Annotated in this window: 16 protein-coding genes and 1 tRNA gene; 8 read left to right on the plus strand and 9 right to left on the minus strand. The window is 37.6% G+C overall.

Annotated features, from left to right (window positions below):
* Positions 1–169: 169 nt before the first annotated feature.
* Complete coding sequence (locus D8991_RS02900; RefSeq protein WP_120488689.1) at positions 170–1,369, minus strand: pyridoxal phosphate-dependent aminotransferase; 1,200 nt, start codon at positions 1,367–1,369, stop codon at positions 170–172.
* A gap of 71 nt (positions 1,370–1,440) precedes the next feature.
* On the opposite strand from D8991_RS02900, the gene D8991_RS02905 reads away from it, so the two are divergent.
* The gene (locus D8991_RS02905) at positions 1,441–3,567 is read left to right on the plus strand and encodes a S9 family peptidase (protein WP_120488690.1); all 2,127 of its coding nucleotides are present in this window, start codon (positions 1,441–1,443) and stop codon (positions 3,565–3,567) included.
* A gap of 67 nt (positions 3,568–3,634) precedes the next feature.
* Here the strand turns inward: D8991_RS02905 and D8991_RS02910 are convergent, their stop codons facing one another.
* The 3 genes from D8991_RS02910 to D8991_RS02920 are packed head-to-tail and all read right to left on the minus strand — an operon-like array spanning position 3,635 to position 7,191.
* Entirely contained in the window at positions 3,635–5,677 is a 2,043-nt protein-coding gene (locus tag D8991_RS02910; protein ID WP_120488691.1) for a M3 family metallopeptidase, read from the minus strand.
* 4 nt (positions 5,678–5,681) lie between these two features.
* Positions 5,682–6,452 (minus strand): hypothetical protein, encoded by a 771-nt coding sequence (locus D8991_RS02915; RefSeq protein ID WP_120488692.1) that lies wholly within the window; start codon positions 6,450–6,452, stop codon positions 5,682–5,684.
* Between the two features lie 55 nt (positions 6,453–6,507).
* Positions 6,508–7,191, minus strand: a complete 684-nt coding sequence (locus tag D8991_RS02920; protein ID WP_120488693.1) for a hypothetical protein — start codon at positions 7,189–7,191, stop codon at positions 6,508–6,510.
* 229 nt (positions 7,192–7,420) lie between these two features.
* Here D8991_RS02920 and purD point away from each other — a divergent pair, with 229 nt between their 5' ends.
* Complete coding sequence (purD, locus tag D8991_RS02925) at positions 7,421–8,659, plus strand: phosphoribosylamine--glycine ligase (RefSeq protein WP_120488694.1); 1,239 nt, start codon at positions 7,421–7,423, stop codon at positions 8,657–8,659.
* Positions 8,660–8,968: 309 nt separating this feature from the next.
* On the opposite strand, the gene D8991_RS02930 is transcribed toward purD, so the two are convergent.
* From D8991_RS02930 to D8991_RS02940, 3 genes are all read right to left on the minus strand, one after another.
* On the minus strand, positions 8,969–10,747 hold the full coding sequence (locus D8991_RS02930; protein WP_120488695.1) for a DUF349 domain-containing protein: 1,779 nt from the start codon (positions 10,745–10,747) through the stop codon (positions 8,969–8,971).
* Between the two features lie 75 nt (positions 10,748–10,822).
* Positions 10,823–11,551, minus strand: a complete 729-nt coding sequence (locus D8991_RS02935; protein WP_120488696.1) for a shikimate dehydrogenase family protein — start codon at positions 11,549–11,551, stop codon at positions 10,823–10,825.
* Between the two features lie 57 nt (positions 11,552–11,608).
* Positions 11,609–11,695 (minus strand) — tRNA-Ser (locus tag D8991_RS02940).
* A 174-nt stretch (positions 11,696–11,869) separates the two neighbouring features.
* On the opposite strand from D8991_RS02940, the gene ahcY reads away from it, so the two are divergent.
* The 3 genes from ahcY to D8991_RS02955 all read left to right on the plus strand — a co-directional run bounded on the left by ahcY (position 11,870) and on the right by D8991_RS02955 (position 14,657).
* The gene (gene ahcY / locus D8991_RS02945) at positions 11,870–13,180 is read left to right on the plus strand and encodes an adenosylhomocysteinase (RefSeq protein WP_120488697.1); all 1,311 of its coding nucleotides are present in this window, start codon (positions 11,870–11,872) and stop codon (positions 13,178–13,180) included.
* A 136-nt stretch (positions 13,181–13,316) separates the two neighbouring features.
* Positions 13,317–14,021, plus strand: a complete 705-nt coding sequence (locus tag D8991_RS02950; RefSeq protein WP_120488698.1) for an ABC transporter ATP-binding protein — start codon at positions 13,317–13,319, stop codon at positions 14,019–14,021.
* Positions 14,022–14,033: 12 nt separating this feature from the next.
* The gene (locus D8991_RS02955) at positions 14,034–14,657 is read left to right on the plus strand and encodes a thiamine diphosphokinase (protein WP_120488699.1); all 624 of its coding nucleotides are present in this window, start codon (positions 14,034–14,036) and stop codon (positions 14,655–14,657) included.
* 89 nt (positions 14,658–14,746) lie between these two features.
* Here the strand turns inward: D8991_RS02955 and D8991_RS02960 are convergent, their stop codons facing one another.
* Positions 14,747–15,673: a bifunctional riboflavin kinase/FAD synthetase gene (locus D8991_RS02960; protein WP_120488700.1), complete on the minus strand. Its 927-nt coding sequence runs from the start codon at positions 15,671–15,673 to the stop codon at positions 14,747–14,749.
* 101 nt (positions 15,674–15,774) lie between these two features.
* On the opposite strand from D8991_RS02960, the gene atpD reads away from it, so the two are divergent.
* A complete protein-coding gene (atpD, locus tag D8991_RS02965) occupies positions 15,775–17,283 on the plus strand; it encodes a F0F1 ATP synthase subunit beta (RefSeq protein ID WP_120488701.1) in 1,509 nt (502 codons plus the stop codon).
* A 17-nt stretch (positions 17,284–17,300) separates the two neighbouring features.
* Positions 17,301–17,582 carry a FoF1 ATP synthase subunit delta/epsilon gene (locus D8991_RS02970; RefSeq protein ID WP_120488702.1) on the plus strand — a complete coding sequence of 94 codons (282 nt, stop codon included), beginning with the start codon at positions 17,301–17,303 and terminating at the stop codon, positions 17,580–17,582.
* 54 nt (positions 17,583–17,636) lie between these two features.
* Here the strand turns inward: D8991_RS02970 and D8991_RS02975 are convergent, their stop codons facing one another.
* Complete coding sequence (locus tag D8991_RS02975) at positions 17,637–18,110, minus strand: 23S rRNA (pseudouridine(1915)-N(3))-methyltransferase RlmH (RefSeq protein WP_120488703.1); 474 nt, start codon at positions 18,108–18,110, stop codon at positions 17,637–17,639.
* 32 nt (positions 18,111–18,142) lie between these two features.
* Between D8991_RS02975 and D8991_RS02980 the strand changes: the two genes are divergently transcribed.
* On the plus strand, positions 18,143–19,090 hold the full coding sequence (locus D8991_RS02980; RefSeq protein ID WP_245957169.1) for a YihY/virulence factor BrkB family protein: 948 nt from the start codon (positions 18,143–18,145) through the stop codon (positions 19,088–19,090).
* Positions 19,091–19,404: the final 314 nt, after the last annotated feature.

Consider the following 19,404-nt stretch of genomic DNA (forward strand, 5'->3'; position numbering starts at 1 on the left):
AATGGTCTTTCAATTTATACTTAAGGCTTTCAAAAAAGAAGACTAATAAAAGCCCTCGTTGAAGGATAAGTAATCCAATACAGAATCTTTAATTAGTCTTCTCGATCGCAGAATATAAATAAAATTTTTAAAGAATAAATAAAGTATAATGCGGTATAAACAATCAGTTTTACCCCCTCTCTTTATATTTTTCAAGTGCATCTTTCAGTATTTCAGCACTTCGTTTCAGGTCTTCTTCTTTCAGCACATAAGCTATTCGCACTTGCTTTTTACCGAGCTCTGGATTGCTATAAAAACCGCCCATTGGTGCGAGCATCAGGGTCTCATTGTTGAGAGAATAGTTTTCCAATAGCCATTGAGCAAATGTCTCGGTATCATCTACGGGGAGTTCTACTGCACAATAAAATGCTCCCTTAGGTTTTGGGCAAAATACCCCTGGAATATCATTCAATAAACCGACCAACAGGTCTCTTCGCTTTTGATATTCCTCTCTCACGCTGTTAATGTACTCCGTATCATTGTAATGAGCCGCTGTAGCAGCAATTTGACCGAAAAGCACAGGGCTAAGTCTCGCCTGAGCAAAAAGCATAGCCGCATTGTATATCTTTTGAGAGCGAGTGATGAAGAAACCGATCCGAGCACCACACATAGAATAGCGTTTAGATTCAGAATCTACAATAATCACATTCTCAGAAGCCTCTTTAAATTCAAGCATAGAGACTTGCTTCTCTCCATCATAAACATACTCTCTATAAACTTCATCAGAAATAATGCAAATATCGTGTTTCACAGCTATATCGGCGAGCTTTTGAAGTTCTTCACGCGTATAGAGATACCCCGTGGGATTACCAGGGTTACAAATGAGAATTGCCTTTGTTTTATTGGTAATTTTCTTCTCAAATTCCTCAATAGGAGGGAGGCAAAAGCCTTGCTCAATACGAGAAGGCACAGCAATTACATTTACATTAAACGCCTGTGTAAATCCATTATAATTAGCGTAGTAAGGTTCGGGGATAATCACCTCATCACCGTCATCACAAAGGGTAGAAATGGCAAAGCTCAGTGCTTCTGAGCCTCCATTGGTTACAATAAAGTTATCCGTACTCAAATCTTCAAATCCTAACGAATGATAATAATCTCTAAGTGCGGTTCTATACTCTATATTCCCTTCGGAAAGAGCATAATCCATTATTTCAAGATGATTATTTCGTACTGCAGCGAGTGCTGTCTCTGGGGTTTTTATATCGGGCTGTCCGATATTGAGATGATAAACCTTAATTCCCTTTTGTTTCGCTTGTAAAGCATAAGGAACCAGTTTGCGAACGGGAGATGCGGGCATTTTTTGTGCCCTAATAGATAGCTGAGGCATAGTCTTTTTTTTACAAATGTAATAAATCCTTGATATTTTATTATCTTTGGTCGCTTTTTAATTTTAATCCTATGAAAAAAATACTCTTATCGGTTGCTATTTTCTCATTTTCTGCTATTTATGCTCAGGAAATCTCATTAGATAAAATCTACTCTGGCTATTACAGAGGCAAAGGCATTGCAGGAATTTCTTCTCTAAACGATGGCGAGCATTATGCTGTAATAGAGAGCAATGGTATTGCCAAATACGCTTATAAAACCACCGAAAAAAGCGGCTATATCGTTAGTGGAAGCTATCAAAGCTATGAATTTTCTAATGATGAATCCAAAATCCTCCTTCTTACCGAGTCTTTTCCTGTCTATCGGCACTCTTTCCTCGGTGTTTTCAGGGTAAAAGACCTTAAAACAGGGCAAGTGATAGATATTAATAACGGAAAACCCATCCAAGAGCCCAAATTTTCCCCAGATGCTACTAAAATAGCCTTTGTAGCAGATAACAATCTGTTTTACCAAGACTTAAATACAAATAAAATCATCAAAATTACCTCTGATGGAAAGAAAAATGAAATCATTAATGGTTTGGCGGACTGGGTTTATGAAGAAGAATTTGGGCATTCAAGGCAATACGAATGGACTCAAAACTCAAACGCCATCGTTTTCATCAAATCCGATGAATCTCAGGTAAAAGAAGTCCTCATCCCTATCTATAACAAGAATCTTTACCCCCAAGAGATGAGGTTTAAATATCCAAAAGCAGGCGAAGAAAACTCAAAAGTCTCCGCTCATCTCTATAAATTAGATGAAAATACTACAATTCCCCTCAATCTCTCTCAGTTTAAGAACTATTACATTCCCAATGTCTTACAAACTGCCAAACCCAATGAAATTATCCTTATAACTTCCCACAGAACACAGAATGCCTCCGATATTCTTAAGGTAAATACCCAAACAGCAAAGGTAGATAAGCTCTTTACAGAGGTGGATTCTCAATGGATTGATACAGATAATGTTACTCTCGATTTTTTAGAGGATAATTCCTTTATATGGGCTTCCGAACGCAGTGGTTTCAGGCATCTTTACTGGTATCATCCCAATGGTAAGCTCAAAAAACAAATCACCAAAGGCAAATGGGAAGTTACTGACTACTACGGTTATAACCCTTCCACCAAAGAGGTTTATATTCAAACCACTCAAAACGGAAGTATCAATAAAGTTATTGCTAAAACTAATATAATCAGTGGAAAAACAACCGTAATTTCCAATAAAGAAGGCAATAATTCCGCCAATTTTAGCAAAAACTACCGCTATTTCATAGAAACTCATTCCACCGCCCTCTATCCTCACGCCTATACCCTTAAAAATAGCGATGGCACCCTCCTAAAAGAGCTTCAAAACAATAATGAACAGCTCCACAGGCTTAAAGAGGACAACTTCTCCCCAAAATCATTCTTCACCATTCCAAATAAGGTGGGCGACCAGATGAACGCCTACATTATCAAGCCAAAAGACTTCGATAATACCAAAAAATACCCCGTGTTTATGTACCAGTACTCAGGTCCAGGCTCTCAATCCGTTGCTAACGCTTGGGATAATGGCAATACTCTCTGGTTCAATCACCTTGCACAAAAAGGATATCTCATCGTCTGTGTAGATGGTCGTGGTACGGGCTACAAAGGCGCCGCTTACAAAAAAGCAACTTATAAAAATCTCGGTAAATACGAAATCGAAGACCAAATCACTGCTGCTCAATGGCTTTCTAACCTCCCTTTCGTCGATAAAACCCGCATTGGCATCTTCGGATGGAGCTTTGGAGGCTATATGGCTTCTCTTGCGATGACCAAAGGCGCCGATACCTTCAAAATGGGCATCGCTGTAGCCCCAGTAACCAATTGGCGGTACTATGACACCGTTTATACTGAGCGTTTTATGCTTACTCCACAAGAAAATCCACACGGCTACGATGATAATTCCCCCACTCACTACGCTCATCTCCTCAAAGGCAAGTTTTTAATGATTCACGGCACTGCGGATGACAATGTTCACTTCCAAAATGCAATGGAATTCTCCGAAGCTCTTATTCAACACAACAAAAAATTTGAGTTTATGGCATATCCAGACAAAAATCACGGCATCTATGGAGGCAATACCCGCCAACATCTCTACCAATTAATGACCGATTTTGTTCTCAACAACCTCTAATCCCCTTATCTCATATAAAATCAGCTGAATCTTCTCTTTTTGAGAGGAGATTTTTTCGCTTATATGTCTATAACAAATCCGAAGTAGAACCTCCACCACTTCCAAAAGCCCTCATTAGCAGGCTTTCTACCTTCGGTTCGCTCCCTCTAAAGGCTTTATAGAGCTCCATCGGCGGCACTGTTCCTCCTGATGAGAGCAGTTTTTTATATTTTTCTGCGGTTTCTGGGTCAAAAATCCCCTTTTCCTTAAAGTATTGGAATGCATCTGCATCCAAAACCTCAGCCCATTTATACGAATAATACCCCGCCGAGTATCCTCCCTGAAATATATGTGAAAAACTCGTAGAAATTGCCGTTAATGGCTCTGATGGATACAAATTTGTTCTTGCAGTATGCTCTTTTTCAAAGGTTTTAATGTCTTTCACTTCTCCTGCTTTCGTATGATATGCCATATCCAGCAATCCAAAGCCCAATTGCCTCAGTGTCTGGTATCCTTCCATAAAATTCTTTGATTCATTCAGCTTTTTTATCTTCTCATTGCTCAGAATCTCTTGGGTTTTATAGTGTTTAGCAAAACTTCTCAAAAAATCTGGCTCATAGCAGTAGTTTTCGAGAAACTGCGACGGAAGTTCCACAAAATCCCACTTCACAGAAGTCCCCGACAGGTTAGGATAGCGCGTATCCGCCAATATTCCGTGCAATGCATGCCCAAATTCGTGGAAAAGCGTCGTTACTTCCTGAAAACTCAGCAGCGAAGGCACCTCATTCGTCGGTTTAGAGAAGTTACAAACCACAGAAATATGCGGCCGTGAGTTCTTATCGCCCTCCTTCCACTGGTTTTTGAAGCTCGTCATCCAAGCACCGGCTCTCTTCCCTTTACGAGGATGATAATCAACATATAAAATCGCCTTCTCCTTCCCATTTTCCTCTACTAAATAGGTCTTTACCTCTTGGTGATACTTCTGAATGCCCTCCACTTCCCTAAAATTCAGCCCAAACAGCCGCTGAGCAAGGCTAAATACCGCTTTTTCAACCTCCTCAAGAGGGAAATAAGGCTTCAGCTCCTCATCATTCAGGTCATACTTCGCTTTTCTCAGCTTTTCAGTATAATAAGCGTGGTCATACGCCTGTAAATCATCTATTCCATCTGCTTTTGCAAGCTCTTTTAGCTCAGAAATCTCTGCCTCAGCATAAGGAGTTGCCGCCACAAGGAGCTGATTAAGAAACTCAAAGACTTTTTCAGGCGTCTCCGCCATCCTTTCCTCCAAAACATAGTCCGCAAAGCTCCGATAGCCCAAGATTTCGGCTTTCTCTTGCCTCAGTCTCACCAATTCCCGTATTAAATCCTGGTTATCAAACGCTCCACCATCAAAACACTTGCTCCCATTAGCCAAAAACAGCTCTTTTCTCAGCTCCCTGCTATCAGCATAAGTCATCGCGGGTATAAAACTCGGGTACTGCAGTGTAATCACATATCCACTCAAGCCTTTTTCCTTCGCATCTTCCTCATATTGAGCCTTAATTACCTCAGGAATACCCCTCAATTCATCATTATTAATAATATGTTTGTAATAATCATTCGTCGCTCCCAATACATTTTGACCAAACTGCAATTGTTTCACAGACAATTGGATATTAATCTCCTCCAATCGCTTCTTTTCCTCCTCGCTCAGCAGCGCACCATTCCTCACGAAGCCTCTATAAGTCTCCCTCAGCAGCATTTTTTCTTCGGTGTTCAAGTTTAAGCCCTCACTTTCGTTATAAACTTTTTTAATCCTCTCAAAAAGCCTCTGATTTTGATGGATTTTAGATGAAAATTCCGTCAAAATAGGGGAGACTTCCTGTGCAATCTCCTGCAATTTCTCGTTTGTCTCCGCAGAATTCAGATTAAAAAAGATACTCGTTACCCTCTCAAGCTGCCTCCCCGCGTATGCAAGCGCCTCCACCGTGTTTTCAAAGCTAGCCTCCTCATTATTCTCCGCTATTCCCGTTATTTCAGCCTCCGCTCGCTCAATTAATTCCTTAAAAGCTGGCAAAAAATCCTCCTCCCTTATCTCATCAAAGGGAGCCGTTTCATATTTCGTTCTAAATGTTTCTAATAGTGGATTCATATAATTAATAATATTCTATGATTCTTTCTGTGATTGTACTTGCCTTTTCTATATCGTTTTCTATTTCGTATTCTATTCTTTGTGTCCAGTTGTCTTTTTGGTCATAATAGGTGTATCTGTAAGTGAATTTGCGTTCTAAACTTCCATCTTCATTAAACCAGTTTGTCTCTATTAGATTTCCTTTTTCATCGTATTTGTAAGTGAATTTGCGTTCTAAACTTCCATCTTCATTAAACCAGTTTGTCTCTATTTGATTTCCTTTTTCATCGTATTTGTAAGTGAATTTGTCTTCTAAACTTCCATCTTTATTAAAATTGTTTTCCTCAACTTGATTTCCTTTTTCATCGTATTTGTAAGTGTATTTTTTGTCTAGACTTCCATCAGGATTAAACCAGTTTTCCTCAATTTGATTTCCTTTTTCATCGTATTTGTAAGTGTATTTCCAACATAAACTTCCATCTTTATTAAAATAGTTTCCCTCTATTTTGTTTCCTTTTTCATCGTATTTGTAAGTGTATTTCCAATATAAACCATAAAAAAACCTGTTTTTCTCTATTATATTTCCTTTTTCATTAAATAATAATTCTTCAATATCACTATCAGATATATCTCCTTTCACCTTCACCGCTTCTCCAAATTTTTCTACGGCTTTATATCGAGTCTCTCTAATTGATTTTACCTTTCCTTTTAGGTTCATTTCGGTTAAATCATTCTTTTTGTTTTTACAGGAAGCTAAACAAAACATAGCTAAAATAATTGTTAATATTTTTTTCATAATATTCAATTTAAATTATAATAATCACAAAAATAAGGTCTTAATTAATGGTTTATTAATAATATTCTATGGTTCTTTCTGTGATTACACTTGCCTTTTCTATATCGTTTTCTATTTCGTATTCTATTCTTTGTGTCCAGTTGTCTTTTTGGTCATAATAGGTATATCTGTAAGTCCATTGACCAATTAAAATTCCATCTTTATTAAACCTGCTTTTCTCTATTTTGTTTCCTTTTTCATCGTATTTCAAAGTATGTTTAGAGTCTAAATTTCCGTCGTTATTAAACCAGCTACTCTCTATTCGATTTCCTTTTTTATCATATTTGTAAGTCAGCTTGCCAAATAAACTTCCATCGTCATTAAGCGAGTTTGTCTCTATTAGATTTCCTTTTTCATCATATTTATAAGTCTGTCTGCTAATTAAATTTCCATTGCTACTAAATAATTTATCCTCTATTTTTTTTTCGTTTTCATCGTATTTATAGATCCATTTAAACTCTAAACTTTCAATATTAAAGATATTTTTTTCTGTTATATTCCCTTTCTCATCGAATAATAATTCTTCATTAGAATAAATATCACCTTTTACTACTTCCCCAAATTTTTCTACGGCTTTATATGGAGTTTCTCTAATTGATTTTACCTTTCCTTTTAGGTTCATTTCGGTTAAATCATTTTTTTTGTTTTTACAGGAGGCTAAACAAAATATAGCTAAAATAATTGTTAATGTTTTTTTCATAATATTCAATTGTAAATTATAATAATCGCAAAAATAAGGGTTTTGTAAATGTATTACTAAAAAAAGATAAGATAAAAAGAAATAAGAATATCTTTTTTTTTATTTTTTAAAGCCCACAAAAGTAATCAATCCCACTCAAAGACTAAATAAATCTAAAATCAATCAAAATTTCTTTTTGCACTTCTTATTTAAAGATGTATTTTTGTCTCATAAGTTTATTTTTGTAAAAATGAGAGTACTAATCGTAGGAAATGGCGGCCGTGAATCCGCTATCGCTGATAAATTGATGGCAGATAGCCGTCCTGTAGAACTTTATTTCGCAAATGGTAATGCTACAACTGAGAAATTGGGCAAAAATCTCAACCTTTCAGGGATTAAAGAGATAAAAGAATTTGCTCTTAAAGAAGAAATCGAGCTCACCATCATCGGTCCCGAAGCTCCTCTCGTTGAAGGCATCGTAGAAAGCTTTCAAGAAGCAGGTTTAAAGATTTTCGGAGCTAAATCCAGAGCCGCTAAACTCGAAGGAAGTAAGTCTTTTGCTAAAAAATTTATGCAAACCCACGGTGTGAAAACCGCCACTGCAAAAGTCTTTGACTCTTATAATGAAGCGCTTGACTATCTCAATGGTAAGAACTTTCCCCTCGTCATAAAAGCCAGCGGTCTTGCTGGTGGCAAGGGCGTTGTCATCTGCGATAGCAAAGAAACCGCACAAGCCACCCTCCACTCCTTTATGATCGATAGAATTTACGGCGATTCTGGCATTCAAGTAGTTATAGAAGACTATCTCATCGGCTTTGAAGCCTCCATTATCGCTTTTTCAAACGGCAAAAAACTCTTTCCTTGCATCGCTGTCAAAGATTATAAAAAGGTAGGCAATGGAGATAAAGGTCTTAACACTGGCGGAATGGGCAGCGTAGCCCCAAGCCCTGAATTTACACCCGAACATTTCCAAGATTTCGAGAAAAATATCCTCACTCCAACCCTTAATGGGCTTAATCAAGAGCATCTCGGCTTTACTGGCTTCATTTTCTTCGGGCTTATGGTTACCAAAGACGGCACTTACCTCCTCGAATACAATATGAGGCTCGGCGACCCTGAAACTCAATCCCTTCTTCCTCTTCTTAACAACGAACTTTTAGATGTTATCGAGGATTGCCTCGAAGGTAAAGACATCAAACTTAGCTTTAAAGATGAAAAAGCCGTTTGTCTCGTGATGTGCTCTGGCGGTTACCCTGGTACAATACAAACAGGCATTGAAATTACAGGCATTGAAAAGGTAAAACATTCCAAAATCCTCTTCGCAGGTGCCCAATACTCTGGCGATAGGCTCCTCACCTCTGGTGGAAGGGTCGTTAACCTCGTCGCTACAGGCAATACCTACGAAGAAGCCCGCGAAAAGGTCTATAAAGACGCCATCCCCCTTAATTTTGATTATGCCTTTTACCGCGAAGACATCGCTCAGTTCTAAACAATTATTTTCAAACATTTAAATACTTCACCCCAGGGGATTGCATCGCAATCCCCTGTGATATTTTCTTCTTTTAATCTTTTCTTTAATAATGAAGTGTAAAGTGATAATCCTTAGCACTAACAGTAACCAAAAGCTAATCTAAAAACATTTTCCTCTTATATCAGAATAAAATCTTCCCGTTTTATTACTTTTAAAAGGATATAATATTTCTCTAATTTATTTAATAATAAAAAGTATTACTAAATAAAAAAAGCCCTATGTTGTAGAGCTTTATTTATTAGCTGTGTATGTTTATAGAAAATAGGATTAATCTCCTGAGATGATGTTATGAAGGCTTTTCTTTAATGCTTCAATCTGTGCTTTCTTTTCATCAATTTTTGTAAAGCTCTCTTGAAGTAGAGGATTTTCCCTCGTAGCATTATTAAAGAAGTTGATATTATTCTCCATTTTTACTACTTCAGCCTCCAAATCTGCGATTTGCTTCTTGATTTTCCTTGCTTTTTCGGTGAGTTTGTCTTCAGGCAGAGAAGTTTCATTAATATCAAACACGCTTATATTATTGAGTTTTAATTTCTCTTTTAAGACTTTGTTAAATTCTCTGTTTATCGCTATTTTCTCTTTTGGGACCTTGCCGATAGCATTCCATTCGTTTTTTATTCTCTCTATTTTGGCAATGCTTCCTTCTTCATCGGTTAGGATTTTTAGTTCTTCCAATAGAGCTGATTTTGCTTTGAAGTTCATCTTCCAGTTTTCAGACTCTGCATTGGTCTTTTCCCTGAAATTAGCAAAGAAAGTATTGCAGGCATTATGAAATTCTTCCCATATTTTATTGGATGCACTCCTTGGCACATGTCCAATTTTTTTCCAATCTTCCTGTAATTTTTTGAAAAGAGTAAGGCCCGCTTCCCAATCTTCGGAATTAACATTGTCTTTGGCTATTTTTATCAGTGCTTTCTTCGCTTTTAGGTTAGCCGACTGTAATGCTTTTAAGTCCTTATAGAAATTATTTTTAATAGTGTTAAATTCCTTTAATACAGAATTAAATTCTGACCAGTTTTTATTTGAAAACGCCTTTGAAACACTGCCTGTATTGAGAAATTCCTGTCGTAATTTATCTACTTTGCTAATGGCTTTTTGCCAAAAATCGTGTCCTTTATCCTTGCTTTCTTCTATAAGCCTTTTGATTTCCTCAATAATCTGGTTTTTTCTTATCAGATTCTCTGCTTGCTCTTTTTCTATTTGCTCAGTAAGCTGTGCTTTTCGGTTATGAACTTCATTAGAAATGGCTTTGAACTCCTCCCAAGTGCTTTCTCTTAGCTCTTCTGCAACGGGCTCTGCTTCTTCTTTCCAGAGTTTATGAAGATATTGCAGTTCATTCAATGCTTTTTGAATCACAGGCTCTTCGAGTAGCTCTTTTGCACGGGAGATGATTTGCCGTCTCTTCTCTAAATTATGAGCATATTCCTGTTCCAGATATTCTTTATTTAGGTTCAAAAGCTCATAGAACTGATTGAGATGGTAGAAGTAATTATTGTTTATCAGCTTAAATTCATTTTTTGCTACTTGACCAGCATTTGCCCATTCCTCTTTTATTTTTCGGATTTCTTTAAAAAGGTTGGTTTCTAAGTCAGAATTGAGATAGAGATTTTTGAGTTTCTCTATAATTTCAAGACGTGTTTGCTTGTTCTTTTCTAGCTCTTCTTCCAGCTCCTTTCGGAATTCATTATATTTCTTTTTAAAGATATTATTGAGACCAGAGAGCTTTGCAAGCTGAGGGTGTTCCCAAGAAAAATCTTCCTCAGGATTCCCCGCTTCTATATGAGTGGCTTTCATTTTTTCAGTTTCTTGATTGATAAATTGTAGAGCCTCATTCCTCAGTGCACTAAATTCTTTTGCAAAGCCTTTTACCTCCTCAGTATTGATGATTTTTTCTAATCTAATGAGGATTTCTTCAAGGGATAAACCTGAGTTTTTAGTGCTAAAATGCTGATCGACCTTGTGAGAAAGGCTTTTTTTATTGTCGTTAGCTCCTTCTTGAATAGGTTTGTGTCCTTCTTGTGCTGATGAATGATTTTCTAGTGTCATACTGAAATAATTTTTTCCACATCTTGTGGTAATAGTAAGTTCTTATTCAAATTTTGCGACCAATTTAAAAGAATTTTATTCACAATTCCAAATTTTCCACGCTTTTTCTGCTTGTTGTTCAAGCATAAAGTATCCATTTACACATTTCGCTCCATATTTATAAGCATTTTTAATGAATTGCGTATATTCAGGGTTGTAGATTAAGTCAATCACGAGATGCTGCTCTGTAAGTCCTTCAAAAGGAAATTCCAAGCAGTCGGTTACATTCGGAAAAGTACCAACAGGCGTACATTGTATAATAATGTGATGAGATTTTAGCATTTCCTGATTAAGTGTACTGAAATTGATTTCAGACTTTCGACTAACGGTGATAAATGGGATGTTTTCTTTTTTTAGTACAAACTTTATTGCTTTTGCAGCTCCACCATCTCCTAAAATTATCGCTGAGCAGTGATGAGGTTTTCTGTGCAGGTCTAAGGTTCTCTCAAAACCGTAAGCATCTGTATTAAAACCTTTGGTCTTTCCATTTTTTATAAGGACGGTATTCACTGCTCCGATTTCTTTTGCTCCCTCGCTTAGCTCATCAAGATAGGGAATAATCAGTTCCTTATAAGGTATTGTTACATTAAATCCTTTGAGATTAGTGATTTTCATAATTTCTCTTACTTCCTCAATATTTTGGAGGTCAAAAATCTCATAAGAATGATTTTTGAGAAGTAACTGCTGAAACTTTTCTGTAAAATATTGTTTGGAGAAGGAGTAGGAGATATTCCTTCCGACTAACCCGAATTTCTTAGTTTCCATACTTTAATTAATATATACAAAAAAGGTAAGATACATTTCTTTTGCATCTTACCTTAGCAGAAAGGAAGGGATTCGAACCCTCGATACGGTTACCCGTATACTACCTTTCCAGGGTAGCCTCTTCAACCACTCGAGCACCTTTCTAAATACGCCTGCAAAAATATACTTTTTTTTATTATTTGCAAAATTATTATTCTGTAGAATTATATATCAGTTATTCTGTACTGGCGGTGCGATTATTTTTATTAAAAATATTTATATCGTTTTATTAATCCTTATCTTTGTCGGCATTCAATCAATAATTAAAATCATTAAACTATGAACAATAAACATTATGTACCTTATAAGGTAAAAGACATTGGTCTTGCAGATTGGGGGAGAAAGGAGATAAAACTTGCAGAGGCAGAGATGCCAGGTCTTATGGCTATACGCCAAGAGTACGGGCATTTGCAACCACTAAAAGGAGCCAGAATAGCAGGTTGCCTCCATATGACGATACAGACGGCGGTGCTTATCGAGACGCTTGTAGCTCTCGGGGCAGAGGTTTCGTGGTCGTCTTGCAATATATTTTCTACTCAGGATCACGCGGCAGCAGCAATAGCTTCGGCAGGTATCCCTGTTTATGCATGGAAGGGAATGAATGAAAAAGAATTTGACTGGTGTATAGAGCAGACCCTCTTTTTCGGAGAGGAGAGAAAGCCACTTAATATGATTTTAGATGATGGAGGAGACCTTACAAATATGGTTTTTGATCGATATCCAGAGCTTGCAAAAGAGATTAAAGGGCTCTCTGAGGAGACTACTACGGGGGTTCACAGGCTTTATGAAAGGATGAAAAACGGTACTCTCCTCGTCCCTGCCATTAATGTGAATGATTCCGTAACCAAATCTAAATTTGATAATAAATACGGCTGTCGCGAATCCGCTGTAGATGCCGTAAGGAGAGCTACTGATGTAATGCTCGCAGGCAAGAGGGTAGTGGTGTGTGGCTATGGAGATGTGGGCAAAGGTACAGCAGCCTCTTTCCGAGGTGCAGGAGCTATAGTTTCGGTTACGGAGATAGACCCTATTTGTGCTTTGCAGGCAGCGATGGAGGGTTATGAGGTGAAAACATTAGATACACTTGTAGAGACTGCGGATATCATTATTACCACTACGGGGAACAGGGATATAGTGCAGGAGAAGCATTTTATGAAGATGAAAGACAAGACCATCGTTTGTAATATCGGTCATTTTGATAATGAAATCGATATGGCATGGCTTAACAAAGCCTATGGGAATACCAAATATGAGGTAAAACCTCAGGTGGATATTTATAATATCAATGGAAATGAGATTATCATCCTCGCAGAGGGGCGTCTTGTGAATCTCGGCTGTGCTACTGGGCATCCTTCTTTTGTAATGTCTAATTCATTCTCCAACCAAACGCTGGCGCAGATTGAGCTTTGGACAAATTCTGAAGCATACAAAAACGAGGTTTATACTCTTCCTAAGAAGTTGGATGAGAAAGTTGCTGCCCTCCATCTGAAAAAAATAGGTGTGGAGCTGGAAACCCTTACTCCTGTACAGGCAAAATACATCGGTGTGGAGGTAGAAGGTCCTTTCAAACCTGATTATTACCGCTACTAAGCAAATGAGATTAATAAAAAGTTTTTTATACATTTGCATTGGGTAATTTTAAAAGTTAAACAATTTATTTTTAGACCGCCTTTCGGGGTGGTCTTTTTCAATTTTATTTATCTTTGCTGGCAAATAAATTTTCAAAATGTCATTAGAGGTCAGAGGGCTTACCAAGAAATTTGGGGAGCAAACAGCACTGAATAACATCAATATTCGTATAGAGAAGAATGAAATCGTTGGGCTTTTGGGTGCAAATGGAGCAGGGAAATCCACACTGATGAAATCCATTGTTGGAGCGCTTAAAATAGATGAAGGGCAGGTAGTGTTTAATGGCAGAGACATCACTGAAGAGCCTGTTGAATCTAGGAAACTTATCGGCTTTTTGCCAGAGAATAACCCACTTTATATGGATATGTATGTACGGGAGTATCTCCATTTCGTAGCAAATTTGCATAAAGTTCCTTCCTTAAAAATAGATGAAATTATCAATCTTGTGGGCTTAGCTCCAGAGCAGAGGAAGAAAATCAGCCAGCTTTCAAAAGGTTATAAGCAGAGAGTAGGTCTTGCGCAGTCCATTCTTCATCAGCCTGATCTCTTGATATTGGATGAGCCTACGAATGGTCTTGACCCGAATCAAATTATAGAAATTCGTAATGTTATCAAGGAGATTGGTAGGGAGAAAACGGTTATTATTTCCACTCATATTATGCAGGAGGTAGAAGCCCTTTGCAACAGGATTATTCTTATCAATCGTGGTGAAATTATAAAAGATCTACCCGTTCACGAGTTTAAAAACGAGTTCAGCAGCCTTGAAGAAGCCTTTCAAAAATATACTTCTGCTACGAATTAATTTTTCTATCTAATGAAAGCACTACTTTTCATCAATGGTGAACCGCCTAAAGCCTTGCCTGATTACCGAGACTATGGAATCATCGCCTGTACTGATGGTGCTTTTCATTACTTGAAAGAAATGGGGTTTCCACTCTCTAAATTGGACTTTGTTTCTGGGGATTTTGATTCTCATTCGGGGGCAGATGAGCCGATTTATCACGAAAAGTTTATTCATACACCTGACCAAAATAAAACCGATTTTGATAAAGCATTAGAAATCCTTTGTAATAGAGGAGTTACTTCTGTAGCTGTATTTGGTGCGAGTGGTGGGGAGATGGATCACTTCCTCGGGAATCTTACGGTAGCTTTTAGGCATAAAAATCACCTTAACATCCGATTTTTTGATAACCATTCTGAATATTTTTTTATAGAGAATGATACTCTTCTCAGTGGTGTAAAGGGTAGAATGATATCCATCTATCCATTTCCCTCTGCTGAAAAAGTAACTACTGATGGGCTTAATTGGGAGCTCTCATCCGAAAGCCTCAGTATGACTAATAGCCTTTCCACAAGAAATTTTGCAGTTAAGGATAGCGTTCGCATACAATACCTCTCTGGCAATATTCTCCTCTTCATTGGTGATAAATATCTTTAAAGTACAATAAAAAGCCTCTCTAATTATAGCAATGAAGGTGGGTGATTACTCTTAATTAGTGTGAGTCAATAGCTTGAAATCAGATTTTATTATAAGGTATTAAAATACCCTAAAGTTTTTTCTTTGTCTTCGTCTAGCTTTTCTATGAGTAGAGGCAGGCTTTCAAACTTGATTTCTTCGTGCAGGAATTCCCGAAAATGGATTTGAATATCTTCACCATAGATGTCTTTATCGAAATTCAGGATATGGACTTCCACTGTAAGGTGCTCCCCGTTTACCGTTGGGTTTGTCCCAATGCTGAGCATTCCCATATATTTTTTATTCTGCACAAAAACATCTACAATATATGCTCCTTTTTTAGGAAGGAGCTTCTCTTTGCTTACGGCTATGTTTGCTGTGGGATAGCCTATGCTTCGTCCTAATTTTTTGCCATCTACCACTTTCCCAGAAATCGGATAGTGATACCCAAGCATAGCATTTGCTTCATTGATTTTCCCCTCCTCCAATGCTTTGCGAATTTTAGTAGATGAGACATTATGATTATACAAATTCACAGCTTCCATTTGTAGAACATCATAGCCAAGCTCGGGAGCAAGCTGTTTCAAGAGTTCAAAATTTCCACTTCGGTTCTTTCCAAAACTGTGGTCATAGCCTATAATCAGCAGTTTTGTATGAAGTGTGTTAATGAGTACTTTGCGAATAAATTCTTCTCCTGTTAAGTTTCTAAATTCTCCATCAAAGTTCTGGATAAATAGATTTTGGATTCCAAACTTGCTCAGGAGCATTTTTTTTTCTTCAAAAGTATTGAGGTATTTTAAATCATCATTTGGGTTGAATGCTATCCTTGGGTGGGGTGTAAAGGTAAGGATGGCAGATTCTAAGTTTCTCTCCTTTGCTAATTCGTTGATTTCTTTTATAATCGTCTGATGACCGAGATGTACTCCATCAAACATTCCTAAAGATAAAGCTATAGGTTTATTTTCCGAATACTGCTTAAGAGCATTAAATATTTTCAAGATGGGATAATTTTGCTGGCAAATATGATAAAAATCTTTTTTTTAAGCAATTGCCAATTTAATAAGTTTGATTATATTTGCACGCAATAAAAAAAACAGCAATGGCAAACCAAATAAAAGGAAAAATCTCACAAATCATCGGTCCAGTAATCGATGTTGTTTTCTCTGAAGTAGAAGAACTTCCAAAAATTTATGATGCACTCACTGTTACAAAGGATAATGGTGAAAAATTAGTCCTTGAAGTAGAACAGCATATCGGTGAAGATTCCGTAAGATGTATTGCGATGGATGCTACCGATGGTTTACAGAGAGGGCACGAAGTTGTAGGGCAAGGTCGCCAGATAACAATGCCTATCGGTGAAGGGGTAAATGGTCGTTTATTTAATGTAGTAGGAGATGCTATTGATGGGCTTCCGGCTCTTTCCCAAGAAGGAGGTTTGCCAATTCACAGAGAAGCTCCAAAATTTGATCAATTATCTACTTCTGCGGAAGTTTTATTTACAGGTATTAAAGTAATCGACCTTATCGAACCTTATGCAAAAGGAGGTAAGATTGGTCTATTCGGTGGTGCTGGTGTAGGTAAAACCGTACTTATCCAGGAGTTGATTAACAATATTGCAAAAGGTCACGGAGGTCTATCCGTATTCGCAGGAGTAGGAGAGAGAACCAGAGAAGGAAATGACCTTTTAAGAGAGATGCTTGAGTCTGGTATTATTAAATACGGTGAAGACTTTATGCGCTCTATGGAAGAAGGAGGCTGGGATCTTTCCAAAGTAAATCTCGAGGAGATGAAAGATTCCAAAGCTGCTTTTGTTTTCGGGCAGATGAACGAGCCACCAGGAGCAAGAGCAAGAGTAGCATTGTCTGGTCTTACCCTTGCGGAATACTATCGTGATGGTGGAGAATCTGGGCAAGGTAGAGATGTACTCTTCTTCGTAGATAATATATTTAGATTTACACAGGCAGGTTCTGAGGTGTCTGCACTTTTAGGACGTATGCCATCAGCAGTAGGTTATCAGCCTACGCTGGCATCTGAGATGGGTGCGATGCAGGAGAGAATTACCTCTACAAAGAACGGTTCCATTACTTCCGTACAAGCGATTTATGTACCTGCGGATGACTTGACCGACCCTGCACCTGCTACTACATTTGCACACTTGGATGCTACTACCGTATTAGACAGGAAAATCGCTTCATTAGGTATTTACCCTGCGGTAGATCCTCTGGCTTCTACATCAAGGATTCTTACCCCTGAAATTTTAGGAAATGAGCATTATGAATGTGCTCAAAGGGTGAAAGAAATCCTCCAAAGGTATAAAGCCCTCCAAGATATTATCGCGATTCTTGGTATGGAAGAGCTTTCAGAGGAAGACAAATTGGTAGTATACAGAGCGAGAAAAGTTCAGAGATTCCTTTCTCAGCCGTTCCATGTGGCAGAGCAGTTTACAGGTATCCCAGGGGCTTTAGTAGATATTAAGGATACGATTAAAGGCTTTAATATGATTCTCGATGGAGAGCTCGACCACCTTCCAGAGGCGTGCTTTAACCTGAAAGGTACCATAGAAGAAGCAATAGAAGCAGGTGAGAAAATGCTTGCTGAAAGTAAATAAAATTTAAATTCATTTTTATGAACATAAAAATTTTAACTCCCGAGTCTGTAATCTTCGAAGGCGAAGTAGATTCCGTACTTCTTCCAGGTAAAAATGGAGAGTTTCATATAATGAAAAACCACGCAGCAGTGGTTTCATCTCTGGAAGGAGGCAAGATAAAGCTCTTTACAAAATCGGTGGGAGAGGAGTATCAAAAGTACTTCACAAAGGAAAAAGAAAAAGACGCTTTATATACCTTCCCACTTGTGAGTGGTGTAGTGGAGTTTAGTAACAATAAAGGAATTATTCTCTGCGAATAAATTCAAGGTTTTGGTTAGAAGCAGCCCAGTTTTTTAATTGGGTTGCTTTTTATTTTAATCGTTATGATAAGGCTTTCCAGCGAGGATTTGGCTCGCGCGGTAGATTTGCTCAATGATAAACAGACGAATCATCTGATGGGTGAAAGTCATCTTCGAAACTGAGATTTTCTCGTGTGCTTTCTGGTAAATTTCCTCTGAAAAACCATACGCTCCACCGATGAGCAGGTTGATTTTCTTTACAGAGCTGTTCATATAATTATCAAGCTTGGCAGAAAATTCTCTGCTGGTGTAGAGCTTCCCTTTTTCATCGAGGAGGATGTTGTAATCCGATGAATCTATATGCGAGAGGAAGAGCTTCCCTTCTTCCTTTTTGATGAGCTCTGGCGTAAGTTTCCCCGCATTTTTTAGATCGGGGATTTCCATCATTTCAAAATTCCAATGCTTTGGCAAGCGTGGGAGGTAATAGCTGATTAGTGATTGTATTTCCTTAGCATCGGTTTTGCCTATGCAGATTAAATTAATTTTCATTTTCCCTATCTTTGTTTTGCAAATATACTTGAATGAGAGCAAGATTTATTGGTTTTTTTACAAAAATAAAGGCATTTTTAGAGGCTATACACATCCCGTTTTTAGGTATTTCGCTCTATAAAATGTTTGAAATCTATATCAAAGGGATTTTCCAAAACAAGCTCGGCAAGTTGGCTGCTGCCATTTCGTGGTCATTTTTTTTGAGTTTGTTCCCTTTCATTCTCTTTCTCATTTCGCTGCTCCCGCACCTCCCGCACTATGAGCGGCTGATGTTTTACATCTTTGAAATCCTCCTCCCTCGCATAATGCCAGAAAACATTCTGCCAGATGTAACCTATTATATAAAGGACATTCTCCTGCCTCATCGGAAGGGGCTAAACGCAATGACGATAATCCTCGCCCTTATTTTTGGTACCAATGGCACCTATTCCCTCATTCGTGGGTTTAATGAAAATACCACACTCAGGAGGGGCTTTATTAAGGAATATTTCATCTCTCTGGGCGTTACTATTGCATTTATTGCACTTATTATCCTTACTTTTTTGGGGATTTATTACAGCGAAATCGTCCTAAAATTATTTACTCCGAGCTACGATATCTCTTGGTTCGTGCAAAACCTCTCGAGGATTATCGGTTTCATCTCTTTTCCTATTTTCTATTTAATGCTCCTCAGCCTGTTCTACTGGGTCGGTTGCCTCAGCATCAGCCGATGGGTGCAGGCGCTTCCAGGGGCGGTTTTTACTACCATACTCTTCGTTTTGGTTACTTATTTCTTTGCGATTTACCTGAAAAACTTTGCCCGATATAACCTCCTCTACGGCTCCATCGGGAGCATCATCGTTGTAATGATTTGGGTCAATATCAATATTATTCTCCTCCTTCTTGGCAATGAGCTCAATATTGCTATTAGAAATATTCGTTTAGAGAAGGAACTCGCACAAACAGCTTCCAGTGAGAAAGAGAAACATTTTAATGATTAATTTAGTGAGAAAATGACAAGGCAAAATATAAACTATAGCTTGAATTATTATAATCATTCTTGAAATTCTTGCTCTTGTTCTTATAAATGTAATTCCTCGTGGAAATTTTTTAGCAGCATATGTTTGTACTGTCATTTATATTTTTCTAATGCTTGTTCAGTTTTTAATCATTTTAATATCTACTAATAGTATTAAAAAATGGGTCAAAAACCTTTGTATTGCTATTAATTTTTTTTGTATCTATTCTTATACTATATTTTTTATGGGTATATATTTGAATTATCATAGGAAATATTTGTGCAACATTTTTATTT

The sequence above is a fragment of the Bergeyella cardium genome, from assembly GCF_003614945.1.
GTDB lineage: Bacteria > Bacteroidota > Bacteroidia > Flavobacteriales > Weeksellaceae > Bergeyella_A > Bergeyella_A cardium.